The 23,139-nt window shown below is 67.1% G+C and carries 21 protein-coding genes and 1 pseudogene; all 22 read right to left on the bottom strand.

Annotation, left to right across the window (positions count from 1 at the left end; translation table 11 throughout):
• A complete protein-coding gene (locus ACOOF5_RS11280; protein ID WP_420439168.1) occupies positions 1 to 291 on the bottom strand; it encodes a hypothetical protein in 291 nt (96 codons plus the stop codon).
• A gap of 27 nt (positions 292 to 318) precedes the next feature.
• Positions 319 to 1,077 carry a 4-hydroxy-tetrahydrodipicolinate reductase gene (gene dapB, locus ACOOF5_RS11275; RefSeq protein WP_420440967.1) on the bottom strand — a complete coding sequence of 253 codons (759 nt, stop codon included), beginning with the start codon at positions 1,075 to 1,077 and terminating at the stop codon, positions 319 to 321.
• A gap of 181 nt (positions 1,078 to 1,258) precedes the next feature.
• Entirely contained in the window at positions 1,259 to 3,793 is a 2,535-nt protein-coding gene (locus ACOOF5_RS11270; protein WP_420439166.1) for a polyribonucleotide nucleotidyltransferase, read from the bottom strand.
• 177 nt (positions 3,794 to 3,970) lie between these two features.
• A complete protein-coding gene (gene rpsO, locus ACOOF5_RS11265) occupies positions 3,971 to 4,243 on the bottom strand; it encodes a 30S ribosomal protein S15 (protein WP_420439164.1) in 273 nt (90 codons plus the stop codon).
• 208 nt (positions 4,244 to 4,451) lie between these two features.
• Entirely contained in the window at positions 4,452 to 5,396 is a 945-nt protein-coding gene (locus ACOOF5_RS11260; protein ID WP_420439162.1) for a bifunctional riboflavin kinase/FAD synthetase, read from the bottom strand.
• 138 nt (positions 5,397 to 5,534) lie between these two features.
• Complete coding sequence (gene truB / locus ACOOF5_RS11255) at positions 5,535 to 6,413, bottom strand: tRNA pseudouridine(55) synthase TruB (RefSeq protein ID WP_420439160.1); 879 nt, start codon at positions 6,411 to 6,413, stop codon at positions 5,535 to 5,537.
• 5 nt (positions 6,414 to 6,418) lie between these two features.
• Complete coding sequence (locus ACOOF5_RS11250; RefSeq protein WP_420439158.1) at positions 6,419 to 6,862, bottom strand: ribosome-binding factor A; 444 nt, start codon at positions 6,860 to 6,862, stop codon at positions 6,419 to 6,421.
• Between the two features lie 15 nt (positions 6,863 to 6,877).
• On the bottom strand, positions 6,878 to 8,674 hold the full coding sequence (gene infB / locus ACOOF5_RS11245) for a translation initiation factor IF-2 (RefSeq protein WP_420440965.1): 1,797 nt from the start codon (positions 8,672 to 8,674) through the stop codon (positions 6,878 to 6,880).
• Between the two features lie 948 nt (positions 8,675 to 9,622).
• Positions 9,623 to 9,763, bottom strand: a pseudogene (locus ACOOF5_RS11240) (translation initiation factor IF-2 N-terminal domain-containing protein); the annotation flags it as partial.
• A 99-nt stretch (positions 9,764 to 9,862) separates the two neighbouring features.
• Positions 9,863 to 11,125, bottom strand: coding sequence for a transcription termination factor NusA (gene nusA / locus ACOOF5_RS11235; protein ID WP_420439156.1), 1,263 nt, complete (start codon positions 11,123 to 11,125; stop codon positions 9,863 to 9,865).
• Entirely contained in the window at positions 11,122 to 11,742 is a 621-nt protein-coding gene (gene rimP, locus ACOOF5_RS11230; protein WP_420439154.1) for a ribosome maturation factor RimP, read from the bottom strand. Before rimP ends, nusA begins: the two co-directional genes overlap by 4 nt.
• Before the next feature lie 175 nt (positions 11,743 to 11,917).
• Positions 11,918 to 13,129, bottom strand: coding sequence for a flavodoxin-dependent (E)-4-hydroxy-3-methylbut-2-enyl-diphosphate synthase (ispG, locus tag ACOOF5_RS11225; RefSeq protein WP_420439152.1), 1,212 nt, complete (start codon positions 13,127 to 13,129; stop codon positions 11,918 to 11,920).
• 13 nt (positions 13,130 to 13,142) lie between these two features.
• Positions 13,143 to 14,384 carry a M50 family metallopeptidase gene (locus ACOOF5_RS11220; protein ID WP_420439150.1) on the bottom strand — a complete coding sequence of 414 codons (1,242 nt, stop codon included), beginning with the start codon at positions 14,382 to 14,384 and terminating at the stop codon, positions 13,143 to 13,145.
• On the bottom strand, positions 14,381 to 15,535 hold the full coding sequence (dxr, locus tag ACOOF5_RS11215; RefSeq protein WP_420439148.1) for a 1-deoxy-D-xylulose-5-phosphate reductoisomerase: 1,155 nt from the start codon (positions 15,533 to 15,535) through the stop codon (positions 14,381 to 14,383). Before dxr ends, ACOOF5_RS11220 begins: the two co-directional genes overlap by 4 nt.
• Positions 15,536 to 15,539: 4 nt before the next feature.
• The gene (locus tag ACOOF5_RS11210; RefSeq protein WP_420439146.1) at positions 15,540 to 17,003 is read right to left on the bottom strand and encodes a phosphatidate cytidylyltransferase; all 1,464 of its coding nucleotides are present in this window, start codon (positions 17,001 to 17,003) and stop codon (positions 15,540 to 15,542) included.
• A 20-nt stretch (positions 17,004 to 17,023) separates the two neighbouring features.
• The gene (frr, locus tag ACOOF5_RS11205) at positions 17,024 to 17,590 is read right to left on the bottom strand and encodes a ribosome recycling factor (RefSeq protein WP_420439144.1); all 567 of its coding nucleotides are present in this window, start codon (positions 17,588 to 17,590) and stop codon (positions 17,024 to 17,026) included.
• A gap of 70 nt (positions 17,591 to 17,660) precedes the next feature.
• The gene (pyrH, locus tag ACOOF5_RS11200; RefSeq protein WP_420439142.1) at positions 17,661 to 18,428 is read right to left on the bottom strand and encodes a UMP kinase; all 768 of its coding nucleotides are present in this window, start codon (positions 18,426 to 18,428) and stop codon (positions 17,661 to 17,663) included.
• A gap of 8 nt (positions 18,429 to 18,436) precedes the next feature.
• On the bottom strand, positions 18,437 to 19,243 hold the full coding sequence (gene tsf, locus ACOOF5_RS11195) for a translation elongation factor Ts (protein ID WP_420439140.1): 807 nt from the start codon (positions 19,241 to 19,243) through the stop codon (positions 18,437 to 18,439).
• 1 nt (position 19,244) lies between these two features.
• Positions 19,245 to 20,264: a 30S ribosomal protein S2 gene (gene rpsB, locus ACOOF5_RS11190; RefSeq protein WP_420440963.1), complete on the bottom strand. Its 1,020-nt coding sequence runs from the start codon at positions 20,262 to 20,264 to the stop codon at positions 19,245 to 19,247.
• A gap of 158 nt (positions 20,265 to 20,422) precedes the next feature.
• Positions 20,423 to 20,893 carry a murein hydrolase activator EnvC family protein gene (locus tag ACOOF5_RS11185; protein ID WP_420439138.1) on the bottom strand — a complete coding sequence of 157 codons (471 nt, stop codon included), beginning with the start codon at positions 20,891 to 20,893 and terminating at the stop codon, positions 20,423 to 20,425.
• A gap of 107 nt (positions 20,894 to 21,000) precedes the next feature.
• Positions 21,001 to 21,960 carry a tyrosine-type recombinase/integrase gene (locus tag ACOOF5_RS11180; protein WP_420439136.1) on the bottom strand — a complete coding sequence of 320 codons (960 nt, stop codon included), beginning with the start codon at positions 21,958 to 21,960 and terminating at the stop codon, positions 21,001 to 21,003.
• Between the two features lie 6 nt (positions 21,961 to 21,966).
• Positions 21,967 to 23,127, bottom strand: a complete 1,161-nt coding sequence (gene dprA / locus ACOOF5_RS11175) for a DNA-processing protein DprA (protein ID WP_420439134.1) — start codon at positions 23,125 to 23,127, stop codon at positions 21,967 to 21,969.
• Positions 23,128 to 23,139: the final 12 nt, after the last annotated feature.

Raw genomic sequence — 23,139 nt, 5'->3', positions numbered from 1 at the left:
CTATCCGAGGGCAGGTGCAGTCGGTTCGGTGGACCCGGTTCCCATGCTTTCGCGCACATCGATGACCCACAGGCTCGAGGCGGCGCTGACATCCTGGATCGCATGCTGGATGGCGTGCCAACGCGTCGGGGCCTTGCGATCGAACTCCACTGTGCGATGTCCGATGCTGGCATCGGTACAGCCCGCCTCGTAGAGCACTTCGAAATTGGCATCGTCGAGCAGGTCACACCCCTCGGTGACCAGCACGAAGTGGTGCACAGGGTTGCCGTTCGTTGAACTTGACTGAGTCATGTCCCCTCACCGATTCGCTGGCACCAACTAGAGCTGCAGGTAGGTATCGAGGCCGATCGTCACGCCGGGGTAATCGGCAATTGCCTTGCAGGCCAGCAGCACGCCCGGCATGAATGACACCCGATCCATGCTGTCGTGGCGGATGGTGAGCGTCTCACCCGCTGTGCCCAGCATCACCTGCTGGTGCGCCACGAGGCCTCGGAGCCGGACGGAGTGAACCGGAATACCGCCGGAACCCTTGCCGCCCCGCGCGCCCGGCACCACTTCGTCTTGGGTGGGATCTGGGGCCCAGTCGCCCGAGGCCTCGGCCATGGCACGCACGGTCTGCATGGCAGTACCCGAGGGCGCATCGACTTTGTTGTCGTGGTGGAGCTCGATGACCTCAGCGGTTGGGAAGAACGGCGCGGCGAGCTCGGCGAACCGCATCATGAGCACCGCGCCGATCGCAAAGTTGGGGGCGATGAGGCAGTTGCTGGCGGTGAACGCCTCCCGGCATCGCTCGTAGTCGTCGGGGTCGAGACCGCTGGTGCCGACCACGGAGTGGACGCCATTCGCCGCGCACCACGCGAGATTCTCCCGGGCCGCAGCAGCAACCGTGAAGTCCACCGCGACGTCGACACTCGCCGGATCGACTTCGGCGGCGGTTGCCACGATGTCGATGCTGTCAGTGGCATCGCGCTGGTCCGGTGCACCGGGATCGACCCCGGCCGCGAGTTCGAGGTCGGCATCGCCAGCGACCGCCTCGCAGACCGTGGCACCCATGCGCCCGCCCGCACCGAACACCATCACCCTCACGGTCGCCACGCTAGTAGCGCCAAGGGGCTGAGCCGGGGGCCCGGCAACCCGCCAGCGCAGCGAACGAGACCGACGCGCATAGGTTCGTCGGCGAGCAGGCCCGCCTGCGGACGCTGCTACTGCAAGGCGTTCGAGTCAGCCCGGCGGCACCGAGGCCGCCGGGCTGCGTTGGTCAACGGCGGCCGCGACGCCGGCCTGAACCCCGTCCGGACTGCTCGAGCTCGGGCCCGAGGTCGCCGTAGACGTCTTTGGCGATCTGCTCGAAATGCTCGCCGAACGAGACATCCTCCCGGGCAGTGCCGGTCGGTGCCGATGCGGCGCCGCCATCGTCAGCGCCATCGGTGGCGGCATCCGGTGCATCTGCGCCGCCGCCCGCCGGCACGGCGGCGGCTACGGGCGTGCGGGATCGGCGCGTGCCGTTGCCGCTGCTGCCCCGATCCCGATCCCGGTCGCGGCCGCGGTCTCGCCGCGGCGGCGCGTCGTCGCTCGACCCGTCATCGTCGCCTTCGCTTCCACCGACCTGGGTCGGGTCGGCAGGCGTGAGGCTGATCTTGCCGTTGGGGTCGATCTCTTCGACGATCACGCTGATGACGTCGCCGAGCTCAAGCACTTCCTCGACCGAGTTCAGCCGTCGCTTGCCGCCCAGCTTCGAGATGTGCAGCAGCCCGTCGGTACCGGGCAGCACGTTCACGAACGCGCCGAACTTGGTGATATTCACCACGCGACCTTCATAGGTGGCGCCCACATCAGGCGTCGGCGGGTTGACGATCAGCCGGATCTGCCGCTCAGCCTCTTCCACGACATCGCGGTCGGTGGCACCGATGCTGACGGTGCCCACCGTGCCGTCGTCGTCCACGTTGATGTCGGCGCCGGTCTCTTCCTGGATGGAGTTAATGACCTTGCCCCGCGGGCCGATGACCTCGGCGATCTTGTCGATCGGAATCTCGAAGCTGGTGATCTTCGGCGCGGTCTCGCCGACGTCGGGCCTCGGCTCGGCGATTGCCGCGCGCATGACCTCGAGGATCTGCAGGCGAGCCTGCCGTGCTTGCTGCAACGCCTGGGCCAGCACCTCGGCGGGAATGCCTTCGATCTTGGTGTCGAGCTGGAGCGCCGTGATGGCGTCCTCGGTACCCGCCACTTTGAAGTCCATGTCGCCGAATGCGTCCTCGGCACCCAAGATGTCGGTGAGCGTCACGTACTTGCCGTCGGCGTACACCAAACCCATGGCCACGCCGGCAACGTGATCCACAATCGGCACGCCGGCATCCATCAGCGACAGCGACGATGCGCACACCGACCCCATCGACGTGGACCCGTTGGAGGTGAGCACATCGGACACCAGCCTGATGGTGTACGGGAAGTCTTCCTTGGACGGAACGACCGGGAAGATCGCACGCTCAGCAAGTGCGCCGTGGCCGATCTCGCGACGCTTGGGGCCACGCATAAAGCCCGCTTCACCGGTGGAGAACGGCGGGAAGTTGTAGTGGTGCATGAACCGGCGCCGGTCCTGAGGATTCAGGGTGTCGACGATCTGCTCCATCCGAGACATTCCCAAGGTGGTGACGTTCAGCACCTGGGTCTCGCCGCGCTGGAACAGACCCGAGCCGTGAGCGGTGCGCCCGAGATAGCCCGCAACTGACGAGAGCGGCCGAACCTCATCGGTCGCCCGCCCGTCAATGCGGAAGCCGTCCGCCACGATGCGCTCGCGCACGATCTCCTTCGACAACGACCTGACGGCTTCACGGATCTGACCCTTCGCACCGTCGAGATCGGCAAACTCCGCAGCAACCTCGTCGATCACGGCGCTGCTGGTCTCAGATTGCGCCGCCTCGCGCTGTGCTTTGTCGGCGATGGCCATCACCTCACGCATGCGATCCGAAGCGACCTCGCGGACGCGGTCGAGCACCTCGTCGGCGTAGTCCTTGCTGGAGGTGTACTCCATCTGGACGATGGGGCCGGATTGCTCCTCCACCAGCCGGCGCAGCGACTTCTGCATCTCGATGATGTCGTCGATCCACTGCTTGGAGGCCTCGAGACCGCTTGCGAGCACGTCCTCGGTGACCTTTGGCGCGCCCTGCTCGTAGTACGAGAACGACTTCTCCGTTCCGCCGGCCTCGACCATCATCACGGCGATGTCGCCACTCGGGAGCTGGCGGCCGGCCACGACCATCTCGAACGTGGCAGCCTCGGACTCTTCATGGGTAGCGAACGGGATCCACTCGCCATCGGTGGAGTAGGCGATCCGCACGCCGGCGATCGGGCACTCGAACGGGATGCCGCTCAGCCATAGGGCCGCCGACGCTCCGTTCAACGCGACGATGTCGTATTGATTGACGTGGTCAGCGCCCAGAATCGTGCCCACGATGTGTGTGTCGTGGCGGTAGTCGCTGGGGAAATTGGGTCGCAGCGGGCGATCGATCAGCCGGCAGGTCAGGATCGCATCGTCTGATGCACGCCCCTCTCGCCGGAAGAACGAACCGGGAATCCGGCCCACCGCATACATGCGCTCCTCGATGTCGACCGTGAGCGGGAAGAACGATGCGCCGTCGCGTGGACGGTTTGATGCCGTTGCGGTGACGAGCACTTGTGTGTCGCCAATGCGGGACGTGACCGCCCCGTTTGCGAGGCCGGCGAGCACGCCGGTCTCAAAGGTGATGGTCTTGTCGGTGCCCGCGATGGGACTGGTGACCGAAATGGCTTCAGCCATGTCTGCTCCTGTTGTGGTGGCGGGACTGCTTCAACGAGTTCCGGCCCGCCTGTTGGTTGATATTCATGAGGTCGTGTCGTCCCATGGGGTGTGAGTCCCCGCAGTGCACGTGAAGCGGTGGCGAGTCCATGGCACACGCAGCGGTGCGCGAGAAGACTGATGTCGCCCGGAACCGCTTCAGCGCCGCAGACCGAGCTTTGCGATCAAAGCTCGGTAGCGCTCGACGTCATTGGCGCTCAGGTAATCGAGCAGCCTGCGCCGACGACCGACGAGCTTCAGCAGCCCTCGGCGGGTGTGGTGGTCCTTCTTATGAGTCTGAAGGTGTTCGGTGAGGTGCTCGATGCGGGCGCTCAGCTGAGCGACCTGAACCTCGGGCGATCCGGTGTCGGCCTCGAAATGGCGATGTTCGTCAATCACCGAGGCCGCTGGACTTGATCTCTTGGCACTCATGCCGTTGCTGTATTCCCTGTCGTTGTGGCGCCGAGCAAATGCTGCGCTGTCGATTGCTGCGAATACGCAGACTGCGTTTGCGAGGTTTGCTGCGACGTCTCGGCTGGGCGACCCAGCCGCGCTGTTCTGTCTCTTGTCAGTCGTGCAGGCTACCAGCGGGACCCCTGCATGCCCGCTGCGGAGGCGGCCGGCAACTCGCCTCAAGCTCTCAGGTGTGCAGGCACTTCGCAGCGTCTTCGATGTCGCGGCGGAGCTGAACCTTCAGTTCGTCGATGCCATCGAAGCGTCGCTCGGGTCGCAGCCTGCGGACGAAGCGAACCTTGGCCGTCTCGTCATAGAGATCACCGCGAAAGCCGATCAAGTGCGCTTCAATCAGCGAACGCTCGGCAAAGTCGTAGAACGTTGGGCGACGACCGATGTTGACGGCCGCCGGGTATTGGGCACCGTCAGGACGCACGTACCACGCCGCATACACGCCGTCGGTAGGAATCTGCAGGTCAGCGGTGGTGGGCAAGTTCGCGGTGGGCACCCCGATCTGGCGGCCACGGCGGTCGCCGAGCGTGACGACGCCCCGTACCTCGAACGGCCGTCCGAGCAGCCGGTGTGCCCGTTCCACGTCGCCTGCGGCAAGCGCTTCGCGGATCGACGTGGATGAGATGACTTCGCCGTCGCCGGTCATCTGCTTGACCAGTGGGAGGCCGACCACCTCATAACCGTGTTCGGCGCCGACCTGGCGCAGCGTGGAGATGTTGCCCCGGCGCCCCTTGCCGAAATGGAAGTCCGCACCGACCACGACAGCGCGTGCCGTGAGGCAGTTGACGAGGATCTCGAGGGCGAACTGTTCGGCAGGCACCGCTGCGCGGGCCTCGTCGAACGTGACGACCAAGGTGAAATCGACCCCGGTCTCGGCCAGCAGCTCCAATTTGTGGTCGAGATCGCACAACAGCAACGGTGCGGATTCTGGCCGAACCACCGTGGCCGGGTGGCGGTCGAACGTCACGACCGCGGTAGCGCAGCCACGCTCGGCTGCCAGGCGATGCATCTCGGAGATCACGGTTCGATGCCCCCGGTGGACGCCGTCGTACTCACCCACGGTCACGACGCAGCCGTGCTCGAGCACCGGGCACCAATCCAAGTCGCGAATGACCTCCATGGGTGCAACGCTACTCACGACAGACTTCTGCGACTAGGTGCGCCCGCTGTGGAGGCGGCAGAACCCTCTGCTCCAGCGATCCGGCGGGTCGCAACGTCGCAGAGTCCCCTGCCGCCTCCACCGCTATGGCATCTGTGCTTACTGGCTCGAGTCCGAAGACGGCAGGACCGTGGCGCGCAGGCGGCCGTCGGTGCGTTCATGCACCGCCACGAGTCCCCCGGCGGCATCGAACAGCGCCCAAGGGCCGTGGCCTTCGTAGCGACGAGCGGCTAAGTGAGCGCCTTGGCGGGCCTGAGCTGTTTCGTCGTCGGACAGGTGGAGCTGAGACAGATCTCGCACCAGTTCACCAGGTGGTCGCAGCACAGCATCGGCGGGAGACTCGGCCTCGGGCAGCGAGAACGTACCGCTGCGCGTGCGTCGCAACGCCCGGATGTGTGCGCCCCCTCCCAGCGCACTTCCCACATCGGCGCCGAGCGTTCTCACATAGGTGCCGGCCGAACAGTCGACCGAGGCCCGGTAGACCCGCGGATCCTGGGTGGCCGCCACCTCGAAGCCGTAGACCTCCACAACACGCGGTTCGCGTTCCGCGGTCTGCCCGGAGCGGGCGATCTCGTGCAGGCGACGGCCGCCGACGCGAACCGCAGACACCATCGGCGGCAGCTGCGAGATGGTGCCGACGAAACCTTTCGCCACGCGGGCAACTTCACTCGGATCGAGATCCATGTTCCAGGTCTCGATCGTCTCGCCGGCGGCGTCGAGTGTGCTGGTCGCCACCCCGAACACGATCTCGCACTCGTAACTCTTACGGCCTGCAGTGGCGAATCGCAGCAGGCGGGTCGCATTGCCGATGCCGACGACGAGGACGCCCGTCGCGGACGGGTCGAGCGTGCCGGCGTGGCCGATGCGTCGCTCCCCGAAGCGACGCCGCAGCATGGCCACCACGTCATGGGACGTGGGACCGGGCGGTTTGTCGACGATGACGGTGCCATGGGTGGTCGCGGGGCGTCGTCGCGCCACGGCCGTCAGGACCCCTCGTCCCGCTCTGCGGCAGTGTCCAAACGCGGGTCTGAGGGCGGCGATTCAGGCTGGGGGTCCGACAGTGCAGCCAGCAGGTCTTCGATTCGCTCGGCCTCGATCACTCCCCGGTCCCGGCGGAAGCGAAGCGCAGGCGTGCGCCTCAAGCTGGTAGCCGTGCCCAAGGCTCGTTGGAGACGGTGGTGGTGGGTTTCGAAGGCTGCAGCTGCGGTTTCATCGGATTCCTGATCACGCACGTCGTAGTGCACGACCGCGGCGCTCAGCTCACGATCGACATCCACCCCGGTGATGACGATGCCGTCGAACGCCTCGTCGAGCCGCTCCATCTCCGAGGCGACCACGCCGCGCACGAGCTGCGCGACGCGATCGGTCCGCTCGTAGGGGTGCGCGGCGGGCATCGAACGCCGCCGGCGGCCGGAGCGACGTGACATCGGATATGTGCTCCGTCAGGCGACGCGGGCGATCTCGCGCTCGGTGTAGGTCTCGATCACGTCGCCTTCTTTGAGGTCAGAGAAGTCACTGAGACCGATACCGCACTCCATGCCCGAAGACACCTCGGCAACATCGTCCTGGAAGTGACGCAGGGACTTGATCGCTCCCTTCCAGATGATCGCGCCGTCACGCAGGAACCTGACTTTGGCGCCGCTGCGCACGTTCCCATGTTCGACGACGCAGCCGGCAACAGGTCCGACGCCCGAGATGCGGAATACCTGACGCACCTGCGCCTCGCCCGCGACGATCTCCTCGAATTCCGGCTCGAGCAGGCCGACCATGGCGTTCTGCACGTCGGAGATGAGGTCATAGATGATCTCGTAGAGCCGGACTTCGACATCCTCGGTCTCGGCGGTCTGGCGCGCATTACGGTCGGGGCGCACGTTGAAGCCGATGATCGTGGCTTCCGATGCGGCAGCGAGCTGCACATCGTTCTCATTGATGCCACCGACGCCTCGGCTGACGAAGGCGAGCTTGACGTCGGGGCGTTCGAGCTTGCGCAGGCTGTCGGTGACGGCTTCGAGCGAGCCATGCACATCGGCCTTGAGCACCAGGTTCAGGGTGGCTGTCTCGCCAGCCTGAACCTGCTTGAAAATGTCTTCGAGCCGCGCGCCGCCACCGCTTCCGCCGGCGGTGCCGGCGAGGCTGGCCTGACGCTGCCAATGCTCGCGAGTCTCCGCCACCTTGCCTGCAGTCTTCTCATCGGGTGCCACGACGAACATGTCGCCTGAACGCGCCACCTCGCCGAGGCCGAGCACCTGCACAGGCATCGCTGGACCCGCCTCGCTGAGCGGGGCCCCTCGATCATCGGTCATCGCACGCACGCGGCCCCACGCCGCGCCAGCAACCATCGGCTCGCCGATGCGCAGGGTGCCTCGCTGCACCAACACCGTCGCGACCGGACCACGGCCGCGGTCGAGGTGGGCTTCGAGCACGATGCCGACCGCTCGACCGCTGGCAGGGGAACTGAGCTCCTCGAGCTCCGCGACCAGCAGGATCTGATCCAGCAATTCGTCGATGCCGTCGCCTGTCATGGCCGACATGGGAACGGTGATCACGTCGCCGCCGTAGGACTCAGGAATGAGGCCCCGCTCTGCGAGCTGTGCCCGCACGCGGTCGGCATCGGCGCCGGGCCGGTCCATCTTGTTGATGGCGACGATGATTGGCACATCGGCTGCAAGTGCATGGTCGATGGCTTCGGCAGTCTGCGGCATGACGCCGTCGTCGGCCGCCACCACCAGCACGACGACATCGGTGGCTTGGGCCCCCCTGGCGCGCATCGCCGTGAAGGCCTCGTGACCAGGCGTGTCGATGAACGTGATCCGGTGATCCTTCCGCTTGGTTTGGTACGCGCCGATGTGCTGGGTGATGCCGCCTGCCTCACCCTCGACGACGTTGGAGGATCGGATTCGGTCCAGCAGCAGCGTCTTGCCGTGGTCGACGTGACCCATGACGGTCACCACCGGCGGTCGGATCTGGGCGCCGTCGTCGGTCAGGTCGACCTCGAGCGCCCGCAGCAGCTCCTCTTCCTGCTCCGCGCCAGGCTCGGTGATGCGTACCTCGGCGTCAAGCTCAGCGGCGAAAAGCTCGATCATGTCGTCGCTGAGCGACTGGGTGGCAGTCACCATCTCACCCTGCTGCAGCAGGAACCGCACGATGTCGGCGGCTGAGCGATTCAGCCGAGCGGCGACTTCCTGAGCGGTCGACCCTCGCTCGACGACGATCTCGCCGTCGGGAACGGGTGCATCCACCGGCGTGTAGGCGGTGAGCTGCTGGGGCTGCAGCTCCTCGCGCTGGCGGCGGCGGCGACGACGGGGGCGGCCTCGCGGACCGCCTCGTGGTGCGCCTCGCGGTCCTCCGGGACGGGCGCCGCCGGGAGGCCCGCCTGGGCGTCCGCCGGCAGGAGGAGGACCACCGGCATGCGCTCGCCCGCCCCCGGGCGCCCCGCCGTGGGGGCGCTCACCGCCGCCCGCTGGACGGCGGAATCCACCAGGAGGACCGGAGCGATAGGGGGCGCCGCTGCGATTGGATGTGCGAGGAGGGCCCGGCGGCGGTGGAATCGGCTTGCCGGATCCGGAACGGGGCGGCACGGGCGGAGGTGGGATCGCCTTGCCATCGGCCGACTTCGGCGGCATCGGCAGACGGGGAGGCGGCGGCGGCAGTGCGGCGCCGGCACCATCGTCGGACGTCGGCCGAGCAGGTGTCGGCGGTTCGTCGACGCGTGCTGCGGGCCGCCCCGCCGGCGGCAGGATCGGCCGCGCGGACTCCTGGCCGCTCGAAGTGACGAGACGCCGCGGCGGCGGCACCGGCGGCGGGGCACCCGCGGACGGCAATGTACTCGGCGGCGGCGGGGTGCCTGGCGGCGGAATATCGGGCGGTCGCGGCGGGGCCGAGGGGGCTTGTGCCGCAGGTCGAGGCGCGGCTGGGGGGGGCGCCTCGGCAGCGGGCGCGGGCGTGGGGCTCTCGGGGGCGGCCTGCGGGGTCGGCGCAGGTTCTCGAGGCGGTTTCGGCTCAGCGGGGGCCTGCCGGGCCGGACGAGCGGGCCGGGTCGGCGGCGGGGATTGCTGCGCCTCGGCGGAGCTGTCCCGCGGCACCGCGCGCGAGGTCGCCGCAGCGTGCTTCGCAGGCGATTTGCGGGCCTTGCGGACCTCTGGCTGCGGCTCGACACGAATCAGCCCCTCGCGCTGGGCCTTGCGTCGGACGCGGTCAGCCTGCGCGTCCTCCATGCTGGACGAGTGCGTCTTCACACCGATGCCCAACGACTCGCATACGTCGAGCACCTCGGTGAGCGTCATGCCCAGCTCTTTGGAGAGCTCGTGAACGCGGACTTTTTTCGGCAAGCGGTCGGTCTTTCTGTCTGGAGAGCTGTCGAGAGTTGATGGGGTGCCCGGCGGGGCTCAGGGAATGAAACGGGGACGCGACGAGACGGGCCATCGGCCTCAAGGCGTCGTCGAGTCCGATGGAAGGGTACTGGGGTCGGTGTGGGCCTCTGCGGGGGTCTCGTCCGTGCCGTCGCTGGCCGTCTCGTCGCCGGAGGCCTGCGGAACATCAGCGGAGGTCTCGTCGGCATCGTGCTGCTCAGTGACCGCTTCAGACCACTGGCCTGCGGTGATTGCCTCGCTGCCGTCCGCAGGCACCCAGGTCTGCTCGCCTGTCTGGGCGTCGGTGACCCACTCTCCTTCGGCCCACTCCTCTCCCGAGTAGCCGGCCTCCTCCTCGGCGATCTGCGTTTCGCTCTTGATATCGATGCGCCAACCAGTCAGCCGGGCCGCTAAGCGCGCGTTCTGACCTTCGCGGCCGATGGCCAGCGACAGTTGATGGTCGGGCACGACGACTTCTGCGACGCCCTCTTCGGAGTGAAAGCGGACCTCCCGGACGCGAGCCGGTGACAACGCTTTGGCCACGAAGTCATGCAGGTCGTCGGAGAACGGGACGATGTCAATCTTCTCGCCCCGCAGCTCGTTCACGACCTGTCGGACCCGGCTGCCGCGCGCACCCACGCATGCCCCGACCGGATCGATATTGGGATCATTCGACCAGACGGCGATCTTGGTGCGGTGGCCGGGCTCGCGCGCACATGCCTTCAATTCGACGACGCCGTCGGAGATCTCGGGAACCTCCAGCTTGAACAGCTCGCGGATCAATCCTGGATGTGTGCGCGACACGACGATCTGCGGCCCCTTGGCGGTCTTGCGCACTTCGACGATGTACGCCTTGAGGCGGCTGTTTGGCTCGGGCCGCTCATAGGGCACTTGCTCGGACTGAGGGAGCAGCGCCTCGACGCGACCCAGGTCGAGCAGGGTGTAGCGAGCGTCGTTCTGCTGGATGATGCCCGTGACGATGTCGCCCTCGCGTCCGGCGTACTCGTCGTATTTCATGTCGCGCTCGACTTCGCGGATGCGCTGATTGAGCACCTGACGGACGGTCTGGGCCACGATCCGCCCGAGGTCATGGGGGGTGTCGTCCCATTCCCGCAGGACATTGCCGAGCTCGTCGACCTCCTGCGCGTAGACCGTGATGTTGAACGACTCGTCGATTTCTACGTAGGCCTGCTCAGCGGCGCCCTCCCGGCGCTTATAGGCCGATTCAAGGCCGTTCGCGACCGCCTCGAGCAGCACATCAACGGTCATGCCCTTCTCAATGGCGAGTGCCTGAAGCGCTTCCATGATCTCTCGGCTGTCGAGTGTTGCTGCGTCGCTCATCGTCGCTGCCCTTCTCTCGATGTCTGGCGTGGTGTCTGGCCTCGCTGAGCGCGCGGCGCATTACCCGAACCCGAGCCGCGCCTGGGCTGCGAGCCCCATTCGAATGTCGTGCGGGCCTTGGCAATGTCGCCGAACGGCACCGACAGCTTCTGGCCGACCGCCGGCTGGGCCTCGGAATGACCCGAAGGATGTGCGGACATCTCCTCGATGCAGATCGAGACAGCAGCGCTGTCGGCGCTCAGAATCTCGCCGACGATGCGCTGGCGCAGCGGCCCGTTCGTGCGGATCACCGCCCGCTCGCCGACAGCGCCCGAAAAGTGTTCCGGACGGTGCAGGCTGCGCTCGAGTCCGGGACTGGACACCTCGAGCACGTAGCGACCATCGATCATGTCGGCCGCGTCGAGCGCCGCGGAAAGCCGGCGGCTCAGCTGGCTGAGAGCATCGACGCCGATGGCGTTTCCACCCGCCGCCGAGGCCAGAACGACCAGAGTTCCGCCTCGCCACTGCACCTCATAGAGGACGCAGCCGGCTTCGGCGGCAACAGGGCCGGCGAGTTTCGCAATCTCGGAGGGGTGGGTGCTTTCAGAGGCGCGCGAGGCCGCCGCGGTGTAAGTCATCGCAACCTCCCTGTCCGCGTCGCCTCAGCTGCGGTCGGGGCTGTGCCTGCGGAATGAGCGCTTGCAATCGAACTGCAAGGGCGCGTGCGCAGAGCCCACGACCAGCCGAAACTGTCCTGCGCGGTCGAGGCTACCAGCGAAGGAGATTTGGGCGCGCCGGCGGATCTGCTCACCGTCACCGTCGCCGGATGAGGGCGACGCGCTCAGCGGCGTCATTGACGTCGTCACCCTGCTCGCTCACCAGCGCTGCGCGGTCGGCTGCAGCCGCTGCGGCAGCGCCGGCCTCCGCCCTGGCGAGGGCGGCTTCCACGCCGTCGGCTGCCACAATCTTGGCCCAGCTCACCAAGGCCGCGACCATCTCGTCCTCGGGCACCACCGACACGACTTGGCCCTTGACGAAGAGATGGCCGCGCGAGCGGCCTGCGGCGATCCCCAGGTCGGCACTGCGGGCCTCACCCGGCCCGTTCACCACGCAGCCCATCACCGCCACTTGCACCGCCAAGTCGAGCTGTTCAAAGGCCGCCTGGGCTTCCTCGGCTACCGAAATGACGTCCACTTCGGCCCGGCCGCATGACGGGCACGCAACGAGATCAGTGCCCGAACGCTCCCGCAGACCCAACGCCTGGAGCAATTGCTGGCCGGCCTTGGCCTCTTGGACCGGATCGGCTGTCAGGCTGTAACGGATCGTGTCACCGATGCCTTCATTGAGCAGGGTTGCGATGCCCGCGGTCGATTTCACCAAGCCGGCAGGAGGGGGGCCGGCTTCCGTTACGCCGAGGTGCAGCGGGAAATCGACCTCGTCGGCGAGCATCCGGTAGGACTCCACCATCAGCGTCACATCGCTGGCCTTGACCGAGATCTTGACGTCGTCGAATCCCACCTCGGTGAAGTAGCCGAGTTCTCGTTTGGCCGATTCGACCAATGCGGTCGGGGTCATGCCATAGCGCGCCTCGATGTCGGGATCGAGGGAGCCGCCGTTGACGCCGATACGGATGGGGACGCCACGATCCCGAGCCCCTGACGCCACGGCGCGTATCTGGTCGGGCTTGCGGATATTGCCTGGATTCAGCCGCAGGCAGGCCACTCCGGCATCGAGAGCTGCCAGCGCCAGCCGGTACTGAAAATGGACGTCGGCCACGAGGGGCACTGGCGAGCGGGGCACGATGTGCGCGAGCGCCTCGACGGCTGCGAGGTCGTTCGCCGTGCAGCGCACGATGTCGGCGCCAGCGCCAGCCAGTGCGTAGATCTGGGTGAGGGTGCCCTCGACGTCGGAGGTCTTGGTGGTGGTCATCGACTGCACCGAGATGGGTGCCCCGCCGCCGACGGCGACCGATCCGACAAGCACCTGCCGGGTATGCCGACGGGGGTAGCTGGCGAAACTGGTCATGGGGCTGATGGGCTCACAGATCGATTGGGTTGGCGATGTCGAGGTAGAGCAGGCCGACCGCCAGCAGGACGAGGGCGGTCACCACGACGGCCACCACGGGTGCCAACGCCCGGGGATCGCTCAGGTAACGGCCGCGTCCCCCGCGCTCGCGCCAGCGTTCATAGGTTGCAATTGCCACATGGCCCCCGTCGAAGGGCGGCACCGGCAACATGTTGAACACACCGAGGAAGACATTGACCATCGCAAACATCAGCGCCCGCTCGGACCAACCCCACGAGGAGTCCGAAGCCAGGTCGACGATGCCGAAGACGCTCAATGGCCGCATGCCCAGGTTCTCGTTGGCAGATGGATCACCGGGCGGCGACACGATTCGGTCAACCACGTCGCCGAAGTTGGCGAACAGCGACCAGATGCCGCGCACCGAATCGGCGATCGCTCCTGAGAGGTCGGCGAATCCTCGGACAATCGCTGTGGGCAGGCCGGCGGTCTCATAGGTGATCGCCTGCCCGGCGCGTACTCCCAGCAGTCCGCGTCCTGTTTCGGGATCGGCGGCCAGCGTCGTTTCCAGATCGAGGAGCGTCCCGTCTCGTTCGATCTCGAGCAGCACCCGCTCGCCTGGCCGGGCCTGCACCTCGGACACAAACACACTCCAGTCCTCGGTGAGGGTGCCGTTGACGCCCACAATGCGATCGCCTGCGGAAATTCCCGCGGAGACGGCGGGAAGTGCCACCCCGTCTCGCTGGCTCATCACCTCGGCAACCTGCCAACGGTCCTCTTCGAGGACCGGCGCGCCGAGCACTGCATGCAGTGCCACAAAGGCGACCAGCGCCATCATCAGGTGCATGAGCGAACCCGCGCTCACAACCAGCAGGCGGCGGGGGTAGCTCTTGTTCCGGTACGCCCGGTGCTCATCGCCCGGTTCGACGGAATCGCTGCTCGACATGCCGATGACGCGCACGTAGGCGCCCAGCGGCAGCGCCCGCAGGCCGTAGGTCGTCTCGCCCCGGCGAAAGCTCCACAGCCGCGGGCCGAAGCCCAAGAAGAAGTCGGTGGCCTTCATCCCGACCGCGCGAGCAGCCGCGAAGTGGCCGAACTCGTGCATGAACAGCACACCGGCGAGCACCGTCGCGGCACCGACAGCGGAGGGGTAGCTCCACGCCAACAACGCCAGCACCACGAATGCGGAAACCCAGCCGGCGGTGCGTGCAGCCATGCCGGGCGTCGGGGTGTGCGGCTCGTCCGCGTGGCCCCTCATGGAACTCGACCGATCACTGCGTCAGCCACATGGCGGCGTCCCTGCTGATCCGCTGCGATGACTGCCTCCACGCTGTCCGCAGATGCTCCATCGTGATGCTGCATCGCTTGGTCGATCACGCGTTCGATCTCGTGCCAACGCAGTTGGCCCTCCAAGAACGCGCCCACGGCCTGCTCGTTGGCCCCATTCAGCCAGGCGGGCGCGGTGCCGCCTGCCCGCCCCGCGTCGTACGCCAAGCGCAGGCATCCGAATGTCTCGGTGTCGGGCATTTCGAATTCGAGCGCGCCGATCGTCGACCAGTCGACGGCGCCGAACGGCGTCCCGATGCGCTCGGGGTATGCCAAGGCGTAGCCGATGGGCAACCGCATGTCTGGCAAGGAGAGCTGCGCCATGGTGCTGCCGTCGGCAAAGGTCACCATCGAGTGGATTACCGACTGCGGCTGGATGACCACCTCGATCCGGTCGTAATCCACGCCGAACAACTCGTGAGCCTCGATGACCTCGAGGCCCTTGTTCATGAGTGTCGACGAATCGACCGTGATCTTGGGACCCATGGACCACGTCGGATGTGCCAAGGCGTCAGCGACGGTTGCCTCGCGCAATCCGGCGGCGTCGCGGCCACGGAACGGCCCGCCGCTGCCGGTGAGAATCAGCCGCTCGGGAGACGCCGTTTGTCCGGCGAGACACTGGTGCAGGGCGCTGTGCTCGCTGTCAACCGGAATGAGCTCGGCTCCTGGCACGGTTCGCAAGGGCTGCACCAGCGGCCCCGCCGCAATGAGGCTCTCCTTGTTCGCCAACGCGAGCCGGCGCCCGGCCCGAAGTGCCGACAGCGTGACACCCAGGCCGGCGAATCCCACGACACCATTCACCACGACGTCGGCGATGGCTGCGAGATCGGCAAATGCATCACGGCCCCCAAGCACCTCGATGCCGGCAGGCAGTGCCGCCCGCAGCTCCCCCACGAGCTCGGGATCGCCGATGCCGACGGCTGCCGGTGCGAATTCAGCGGCCTGAGCGGCGAGTTCGCTGACCGAGCTGTTGGCGGCAAGCGCGATCGCTCGGAATCGGCCCGGCTCTGCGCGCATTACCTCCAGCGTCTGGGTGCCGATCGAACCCGTCGAACCGAGCACCGCGACGGTCGTCGCGCCCATGGGTCTAGCCGGCGACGTACGTGCCGGCGAAATAGGCCGCCGGCAAGGCAAAGAGCAGCGCATCGAAGCGATCAAAGACGCCGCCGTGACCGGGCAGCAGGCTGCCCATGTCCTTGATGGCCACATCGCGCTTGACCATCGACTGAGTCAGATCCCCGAGCGGCGCCGCGAACGCGACGGCGAGACTCAGCCACAGCGCGTCAAGCAGGCTTCCCGTCCACGGGAACACACCGGGGAAGCGATTCAGCACGAGCGTGGTGATCACGACTGACAGCACGATGCCCCCGATGAGCCCCTCGTGAGTCTTGTTGGGGCTGATCCGCGGAGCGAGGCGACTTTGGCCTGTCGTTCGGCCGACCACATAGCCGCCGACGTCATAGACGACGGTCCCGATCACGGCACCGATCAGCATGGAGTCGCCATTGGGCTCGCGCAAGATCAGCGCGGCGAACGATCCCAAGCCGCCGACCCACAGCAGTCCGAGCATCGTGATGGCCAAGTTCGCGGTGGGATGATCTCGCTCGACGCCGAGCAGGAACCAACAAAAGACGGTCATCGCAGAGACAGCCAGCACGATGGGATAGGCCTCGACACCCCGCAGGTGCACAGCGACCGACAAGCCGCCGACTCCGACGAGGCCTGCCAACGTTGCCGGCCGGTAGCCGAGCGGTCGGGCGGCCCGGTAGAACTCCGCTGCCGCCAGCACCAGCACGATGACGATGAGCGCAACGGTGGCTGCTTCGCCCACCCGGAGCGCGCCAAAGAACAGCGCGGCCAGCGCTGCACCGACGGCGATGGCAGCGGGCAGATTGCGACCGGTGCGGCCGGCCTCGGCGGGACCGTTGTGCAACATGGTCCGGGCTTCGTCGCTCACGACTCCACGCTCCTCGTAGTCCTGGCTTCCCTCGCGCCAATGCGATGCGGACGCATCGAGCCGGGCCCATTGAGCGAAGCGATCAGGTTCAGATGTCGACGCGCCGGTCTCCGACGGTACTTCGGTAGGAGTTGCGGCCGCCGCGACCGGCACGGATGCCGCAGCAGCCTGGGCGACTGGCACCGCCGGCGCTCCGGCCGGCGTTGATGTCATGTCCGCGGGAGCTGGCGCCCGGTCCGCTGGCGCTGGCGCGGGGTCGGCCGGTGAAGCCAGCGGCGCGTCCTCGGGAGCGTCGAAGAGTGGTTCATAACCGGCGTCGGCGCCTTCTTCGGCAGCCGCCGGAGCATCGCTGGCCAGTCGTGGGTCGTCGGGCAGCTGCGGGAACAGGCGGGAGCCCCCGCGACGCTCTGACTCTGCGGCCGCGGCACCGGATGCGGAAGGCGACCTCGGCGCGGCTGGCTCAGCCGATGCAGTGTCGTCGTCGGATTCGAAGTTCACGAGTGGTCGGGTGATTCCCAAGGGATCGCCAGTGATCGCCGGATCATCGGAACCGGAGCCGGAGTGCGTCGGCGGATGCTCGCTGCTTTCGGACATCTACCTTCACACCTGCTCGGTTACACCTCGAGGAGTTCTTGCTCCTTGGCATCCAACGCCCGATCAATGTCTCCGACGTACTTGGCAGTGTCCGCGTCGAGCTCCTGTTCGAAGCTGCGCTTTTGATCGGCGGAGATCTCCTTCTCCTTTTCGAGGGTATCGAGATCGTGACGAGCACTGCGACGCAGGTTGCGCACCGCGACACGCCCGTCCTCGGCCATCTGCTTCACTACCCGTACCAGATCTCTTCGCCGGTCCTCGGTCAGCGGGGGAAAGACCAGCCGCAGGACATGGCCATCGCTCGATGGATTGATGCCCAGGTCGGACTCCATGACGGCCTTGGAAATGGCGTCGACTGCAGCCCGGTCAAACGGCTGGATCACCAGCATGCGTGCCTCGGGTACCGAGAATCCTGCGAGCTGTTGCAAGGGAACGGCCGCGCCGTAGTAGTCGACTTGAATCTTCTCGACCAGTGCCGGCGTTGCGCGCCCGGTGCGGACGGTGGCGAAGTTGCCGCGGGCGTGTTCGACAGCGCTGCGCATCCGATCGCGAGCATCCGTGCAGATCTCGGCGGCGAATTCGCTCACCTGCCCAGCGTAGCGACGACCTGCCGGGAGTCGCCGTCACTTCGGCGACCTGTCGGGAGTGAAGCGGCGCTCAGCGCACGAGCGTGCCGAGCGGCTCGCCTTCGACAACGCTGCGGAAATTGCCTCGTGTCATCAGATCGAAGACCACGATCGGAGTGGCGTTGTCCTTGCACACGGCGATCGCGGCGGAGTCCATCACCGCCAACTCCCGCGACAGCACTTCGAGAAACGTGACCTCGCTGAGGAGCTGAGCGTTCGGATCCGTCTGCGGATCGGCCGTGTAGACGCCATCGACTCCGGAATGCGTGCCCTTGAGCACGACATCTGCGTCGACTTCCGCTGCACGCAGTGCCGCCGCTGTGTCAGTCGTGAAGAACGGGTTGCCGGTGCCAGCCGCGAAGATCACTACGCGGCCTTTCTCGAGGTGGCGCACGGCGCGGCGCCGGATATAGGGCTCGGCGATCTGCGCCATGCCGATGGCGGTCATCACCCGCGTGGGCACGTCTTTGCGCTCGAGCGCATCTTGCAGCGCGAGCGCATTGATGACGGTGGCGAGCATCCCCATGTGGTCAGACTGAGCACGGTCCATGCCGCCGATCGAGCCCGCCATACCGCGCCAGATATTGCCGCCGCCGACGACGACGGCGATATCGACGTCCAGTGAGGTCACCACGTCGGCAATCTCCGAGGCGAGCCCATCAACTACCGATGCACTGACGTTGTGGCCTCCGGCTTCGGCCAAGGCTTCGCCCGACAGCTTCAGCACCACCCGCCTCCACTTGGGCGGTCCCTCCCAACGGCGGGCCTTCTGCGGCTCTTTGGACTCAGCCGCAGCCACAGCGGTGCTCAGCGACCGATCTCGACTTGGGCGAAACGCGTGACGTTCGCCGGACCGACGAGATCGGCGATCGTCCGCTTCTCGTCCTTCACGAACTTCTGCTCCATGAGCGTGTGCTCACGCAGGTAGCCGGTGAGGCGGCCTTCGACGATCTTCGGCAGCGCCGCCTCCGGTTTGCCCTCATTGCGGCTGATTGCCTCGAAGGTTGCCCGTTCGCGATCAAGCACGTCGGTCGGCACCTCTGACCGCCGGATGTAGGTGGGGCGGCTGCTCGCTATGTGCAGCGCGACATCGTGAGCGAGTTCGGGTGTCGCTCCTTCGAGTTGCACGAGCACTGCGTTGACGCCACGGCCGTTCTGGTGGTGGACGTAGGCATCGATGCAGGAACCGCTCGGGGCCTCGAAGCGCTGTACCGTTCCAATCGCGATGTTCTCCTTGAGCGTGATCTTGAGATCGTCGATGACGCTCGCCGCATCGGCGACGGCTGAGGGACCGCTTGCGATCACATCGCTCAGCAGCTTGTCGGCCATCGAGAGAAATCCATCGGACTTGGCGACAAAGTCTGTCTCGCAGCGCAACTCGACGATGGCGCCGACTGAGCCGTCCTCGCTGTCCTCCACGCGAGCCACGACGACGCCGTCGCTGTTGTCACGGTCGGCTCGTGCCGCGGACTTGGCGATGCCGTTCTCACGAAGCCACTGGGCTGCTGCGGCGGCATCCCCATCGCATCGGCTCAGCGCGTTCTTTGCGTCCATCATTCCCGCACCAGTGGCCTGGCGCAGAGCCTGAACGTCTTTGGCGGTGAACGCTGCCATGTCAAGCGGCTCCTTCCGATGCAGCTGGCGGAGTTCCCGGTTCGGAGTCGGCGGATTCGGTCGCAGGCTCGACGTTTCCGGACGGCTCGGCGGAAATGGCGGGACCTGCTTCGCTGCCGACGGCGGCCGACGCAACCGGAGTGTCGGCAGACCGCATATCAGGAACGGCGGCAGCGGCGGCCGCCTTGCGGGCCTGGTCGGCGGCGATTCTGGCCTCGCGCTCCGCAGCCTCTGCCATCGCAGCTCGCTGTGCCTCGGCTTGCTGTGCGGCGATCCGAGCTTCTTCGGACGGCGAGCGGTCTGCAGCAGGAGCCACCGCCACGCCGCTGCGCTCGGCCATGTATCGACCCTCGAGGGCGGCGTCGGCAATCACCCGGCACAGCAGTTCGGTCGAGCGGATGGCGTCGTCGTTCCCCGGGATGACGTAGGTGATCGGGTCGGGATCGGAGTTCGAGTCGGCGACAGCGACAACGGGAAGCTTCAATCGGACGGCCTCCGCCACAGCGATGTGCTCTTTCGGTGTATCGAGCACGAAGACGGCATCGGGCAGCTTGTCCATGTTCCGGATGCCGTTCAGGTTGCGCTGCAGCTTGGTCAGCTCACGGGTGTGAAGCAAGGCTTCCTTTTTCGGCATGTTGTTGAAGTCGCCAGCGGACCGCATCCGCTCGTACTCAAGCATCTTCTCGACCCGGCCGCGAATCGTGCGGAAGTTGGTGAGCATCCCGCCCAGCCAACGCTGGTTCACGTACGGCATCGCGCAGGCATTGGCGTGGCGCTCGATCGGATACTGCGCCTGGCGCTTGGTCCCGACGAAGAGGATCGTTCCGCCACGAGCCACCGTGTCGCGCACGTAGGCATAGGCGTTCTCGAGAAGCTGGAGCGTTTGCTGAAGGTCGATGATGTAGATGCCGTTGCGCTCACCCCACAGGAATCGCTCCATCTTGGGATTCCAGCGACGGGTCTGGTGGCCGAAGTGCACGCCGGCGGCGAGCAGGTCGGACATGGTCACGACAGCGGACATGAATGCTCCTCCCCACGGTTCGAAACTCTGCACCGAGGACGACGCCGCTTGGGCAGCGGCGACCGTGGGGTCGCCCCGGCTGATCAGCTCATGGACATGGCGCTGCGGCACCCGCGAGACCGGGCCTCCACAAGACGGGGCCTGCGGGAGACTGGACATCAGAGCACTGCAATGCCAGCGTCGGAGTGTAACCAGCGCAGTTGCAGGCGGTACACGGGCACCGGTGAGGGAACGAGCCGCGGACGGCCGAGAACGGGTTGCGCGCCGACACCGCCGTCCTCGTCGAAGATTCGGGCGGGGTCGAGGTAGGTCTCGCCTCGACGCACGCCGACATGCAACCTGTCGCCGGTGGTGCCCAGCGGTTGTCCCTGATGCACTCGTTCGCCTCGACGCACGCCAATGGTCGCCACCCCCGAATACGACACTCGCAGACCGTCGGGATGGCTCACCGTGACGTGGAGCCGACCACCCACCTGTCCTGCGAAGCTCACGACGCCACGTGCGGCCGCCCAGAACGATGCACCGGGCTGCGTTGCGAACTCCAGGCCGCGATTGCCTGGCCCGTAAGAATGCGTCGGCGGTCGAAACGGATCGACCACCGTTCCCTCGACCGGCCAGACGTAGGTCACCGTCGGCCCAGTTGTCGTCGGCCCAGTCTGGGTTGGCCCAGTCTGCGCTGTGGCGGGGGCGCTGCCGACAGCCAGCACCCCCGCGGCTGCGACAACAAGAGCTGCGGTCAGGCGCGCGGGTGCGCCGACTCGTACACCTCTCTGAGGCGCTCCCTGCTCACTCGCGTATAGATCTGTGTCGTGGCAAGTCGCTGATGGCCGAGCAATTCCTGCACGACGCGCAAGTCGGCGCCGCCGTCGAGCAGATGCGTCGCGTAGGTGTGCCGCAAGGCATGGGGATGGGTCGGCGTGTCTGCGTAATGATCCAGGACCCGCTGTACGTCGCGTGTCCCGAGGCGATTGCCGCGCAGGTTCACCAGCAGCGCCACAGGGTCGCGGTCGGCCCCCTGGCGCAGACGCTGCGCATCGAACTCGTCGCTGCCACCGTCGCGCCAAGCTGCGAGCAATGCCACCGAAGGCTCGCTGAGCGGCACTCGGCGGGGCTTGGCACCCTTGCCGATCACCTCTATGTGGGTGCTGGGGGGCTCGACGGCGCCGCGGTCGAGCCCGCAGAGCTCGGCGACCCGCAAGCCGCTGCCGTAGAGCAATTCGAGCACGAGGCGGTCCCGCATCTCGGTCGGATCCGGCGGAACCGCACCGTCGCCGAGCATCTCGGAGACTTCCGCTGCACCGAGTACGCGCGGCAACCGTCCTGAGCCAGCGGGCGCGGCGAGACCGAGCGCCGGATCGACCTCGACGGCGCCGTCGCGCACCAGCCAGCCGAAGTAACGCCGCAATGCGGATGCCTTGCGCGCCACGGAGCGCTGCGTCAGTCCGCGTACCGACAGAAATGCGATGTATCGCCGCAGCCGGCGCCGGTCGACGTCGCTGGGTGCGTCGAGGCCTGCGCGCGAGGCCCACTCGCAGAATTGGCACACATCGGTTCGATAGGCGCGCCTGGTGGACTCCGATGCCGCAGTGAGCGACAAGATGAACTCGGGAACCCGCCAAGCGGGTGGTGCCGCGGCCACCAGAACCACAGTACCGAGCGGCCCCCGCTGGATTGCGAGCATCAGTGCAACCAGCATGGGCCGTCATCGAGCCTTCTCCCACCATCCGCCCGTCTCCGCGGCCCAACCTGCGAGCTGCAAGCGACCGAGCGCTGATGCCAGCTCGGCCAGTCCGGCACCGGTGCGTAGCGTGAGCTCGTCGAGTGTGCGCGGACCCGCAGTGAGTTCATCGAGGACCCGGCGATCGAGTTCGCAGCTCGGCGGGGCGGGGCTCGCCGCCGAGCCATGAGCACCAGCAGGTTCGCCCAGCGCCGCCAAAATGTCGTCTACATCGCAGACCGGCGCGCATCCCTCCGACAAGAGCCGGTTGGTGCCAACCGATGCGACGCTGGTGATTGGCCCCGGCACCGCCATGACCGGCCGGTCCCGTTCGGCTGCGGCGTCGACGGTGTACATCGAGCCACCTGTTGGACCCGACTCGACCACCACCAGTACTTCGCACAGCGCCGCCACAATCCGATTGCGCGCCGGGAACTGCCACGGCGCCGCACGCCTGCCCAGCGGGTATTCGCTGAGCAGTGTTCCGTGCCGGGCCACATCGGCCCACAGCGCCCGATTCGAAGCTGGGTACACCTGATCCAGCCCGCTGCCAACCACGCCGATGACCTGGCCGCTCTCATCCAGCGCTGCGCGCTGAGCGATGCCGTCGACGCCGGTCGCGAGGCCAGACACCACTGCCACACCAGCCCCGGCGAGGCCCGCTCCGAGTTGGCGCGCCACCGTACGTCCGTAGGCCGTGCATCGTCGCGTGCCCACGACGCCGACACGCCGGACCGCCGGATCAATGGCGCCACCCTGACCAAACAGCAGCGCAGGCGGCTCGGGGTCCGACTCCCAGATCTCGGCCGCATCGGTGCGCGCCGGCACCGTCATCCAGATGCCTGCCTGTGCATGGGCATCGAGCAGGCCGGCACCAACCATTTGCCCGCTTGCCGCCGCTTGGTCGAACGCCGATGTGACCTGCCGGCGCCACGCCGCGATCAATGCCTCATCGACGCCGCGGCAGGCCCGCAACCCAGCCAGCACCGCCTCCCGACCGCGGCGCAAGTGCTCGATGGCCCCGAGCGCGTCGCCGTCGCCCATCAATGCGCGCATCCGTGCCGGACCCATGCGCGGCAGCGAACACAGCTCAACCAGCGCCCCGAGCTCCGCCCGCTCGTCGCCTGCAGGGTCACCCGCGATCACCGCTCGAACCTC

Origin of the sequence: Candidatus Poriferisodalis sp. (genome assembly GCF_965214215.1) — a bacterium.
GTDB lineage: Bacteria > Actinomycetota > Acidimicrobiia > Acidimicrobiales > Poriferisodalaceae > Poriferisodalis.
This window is presented reverse-complemented; position numbering and strand designations above follow the sequence as displayed.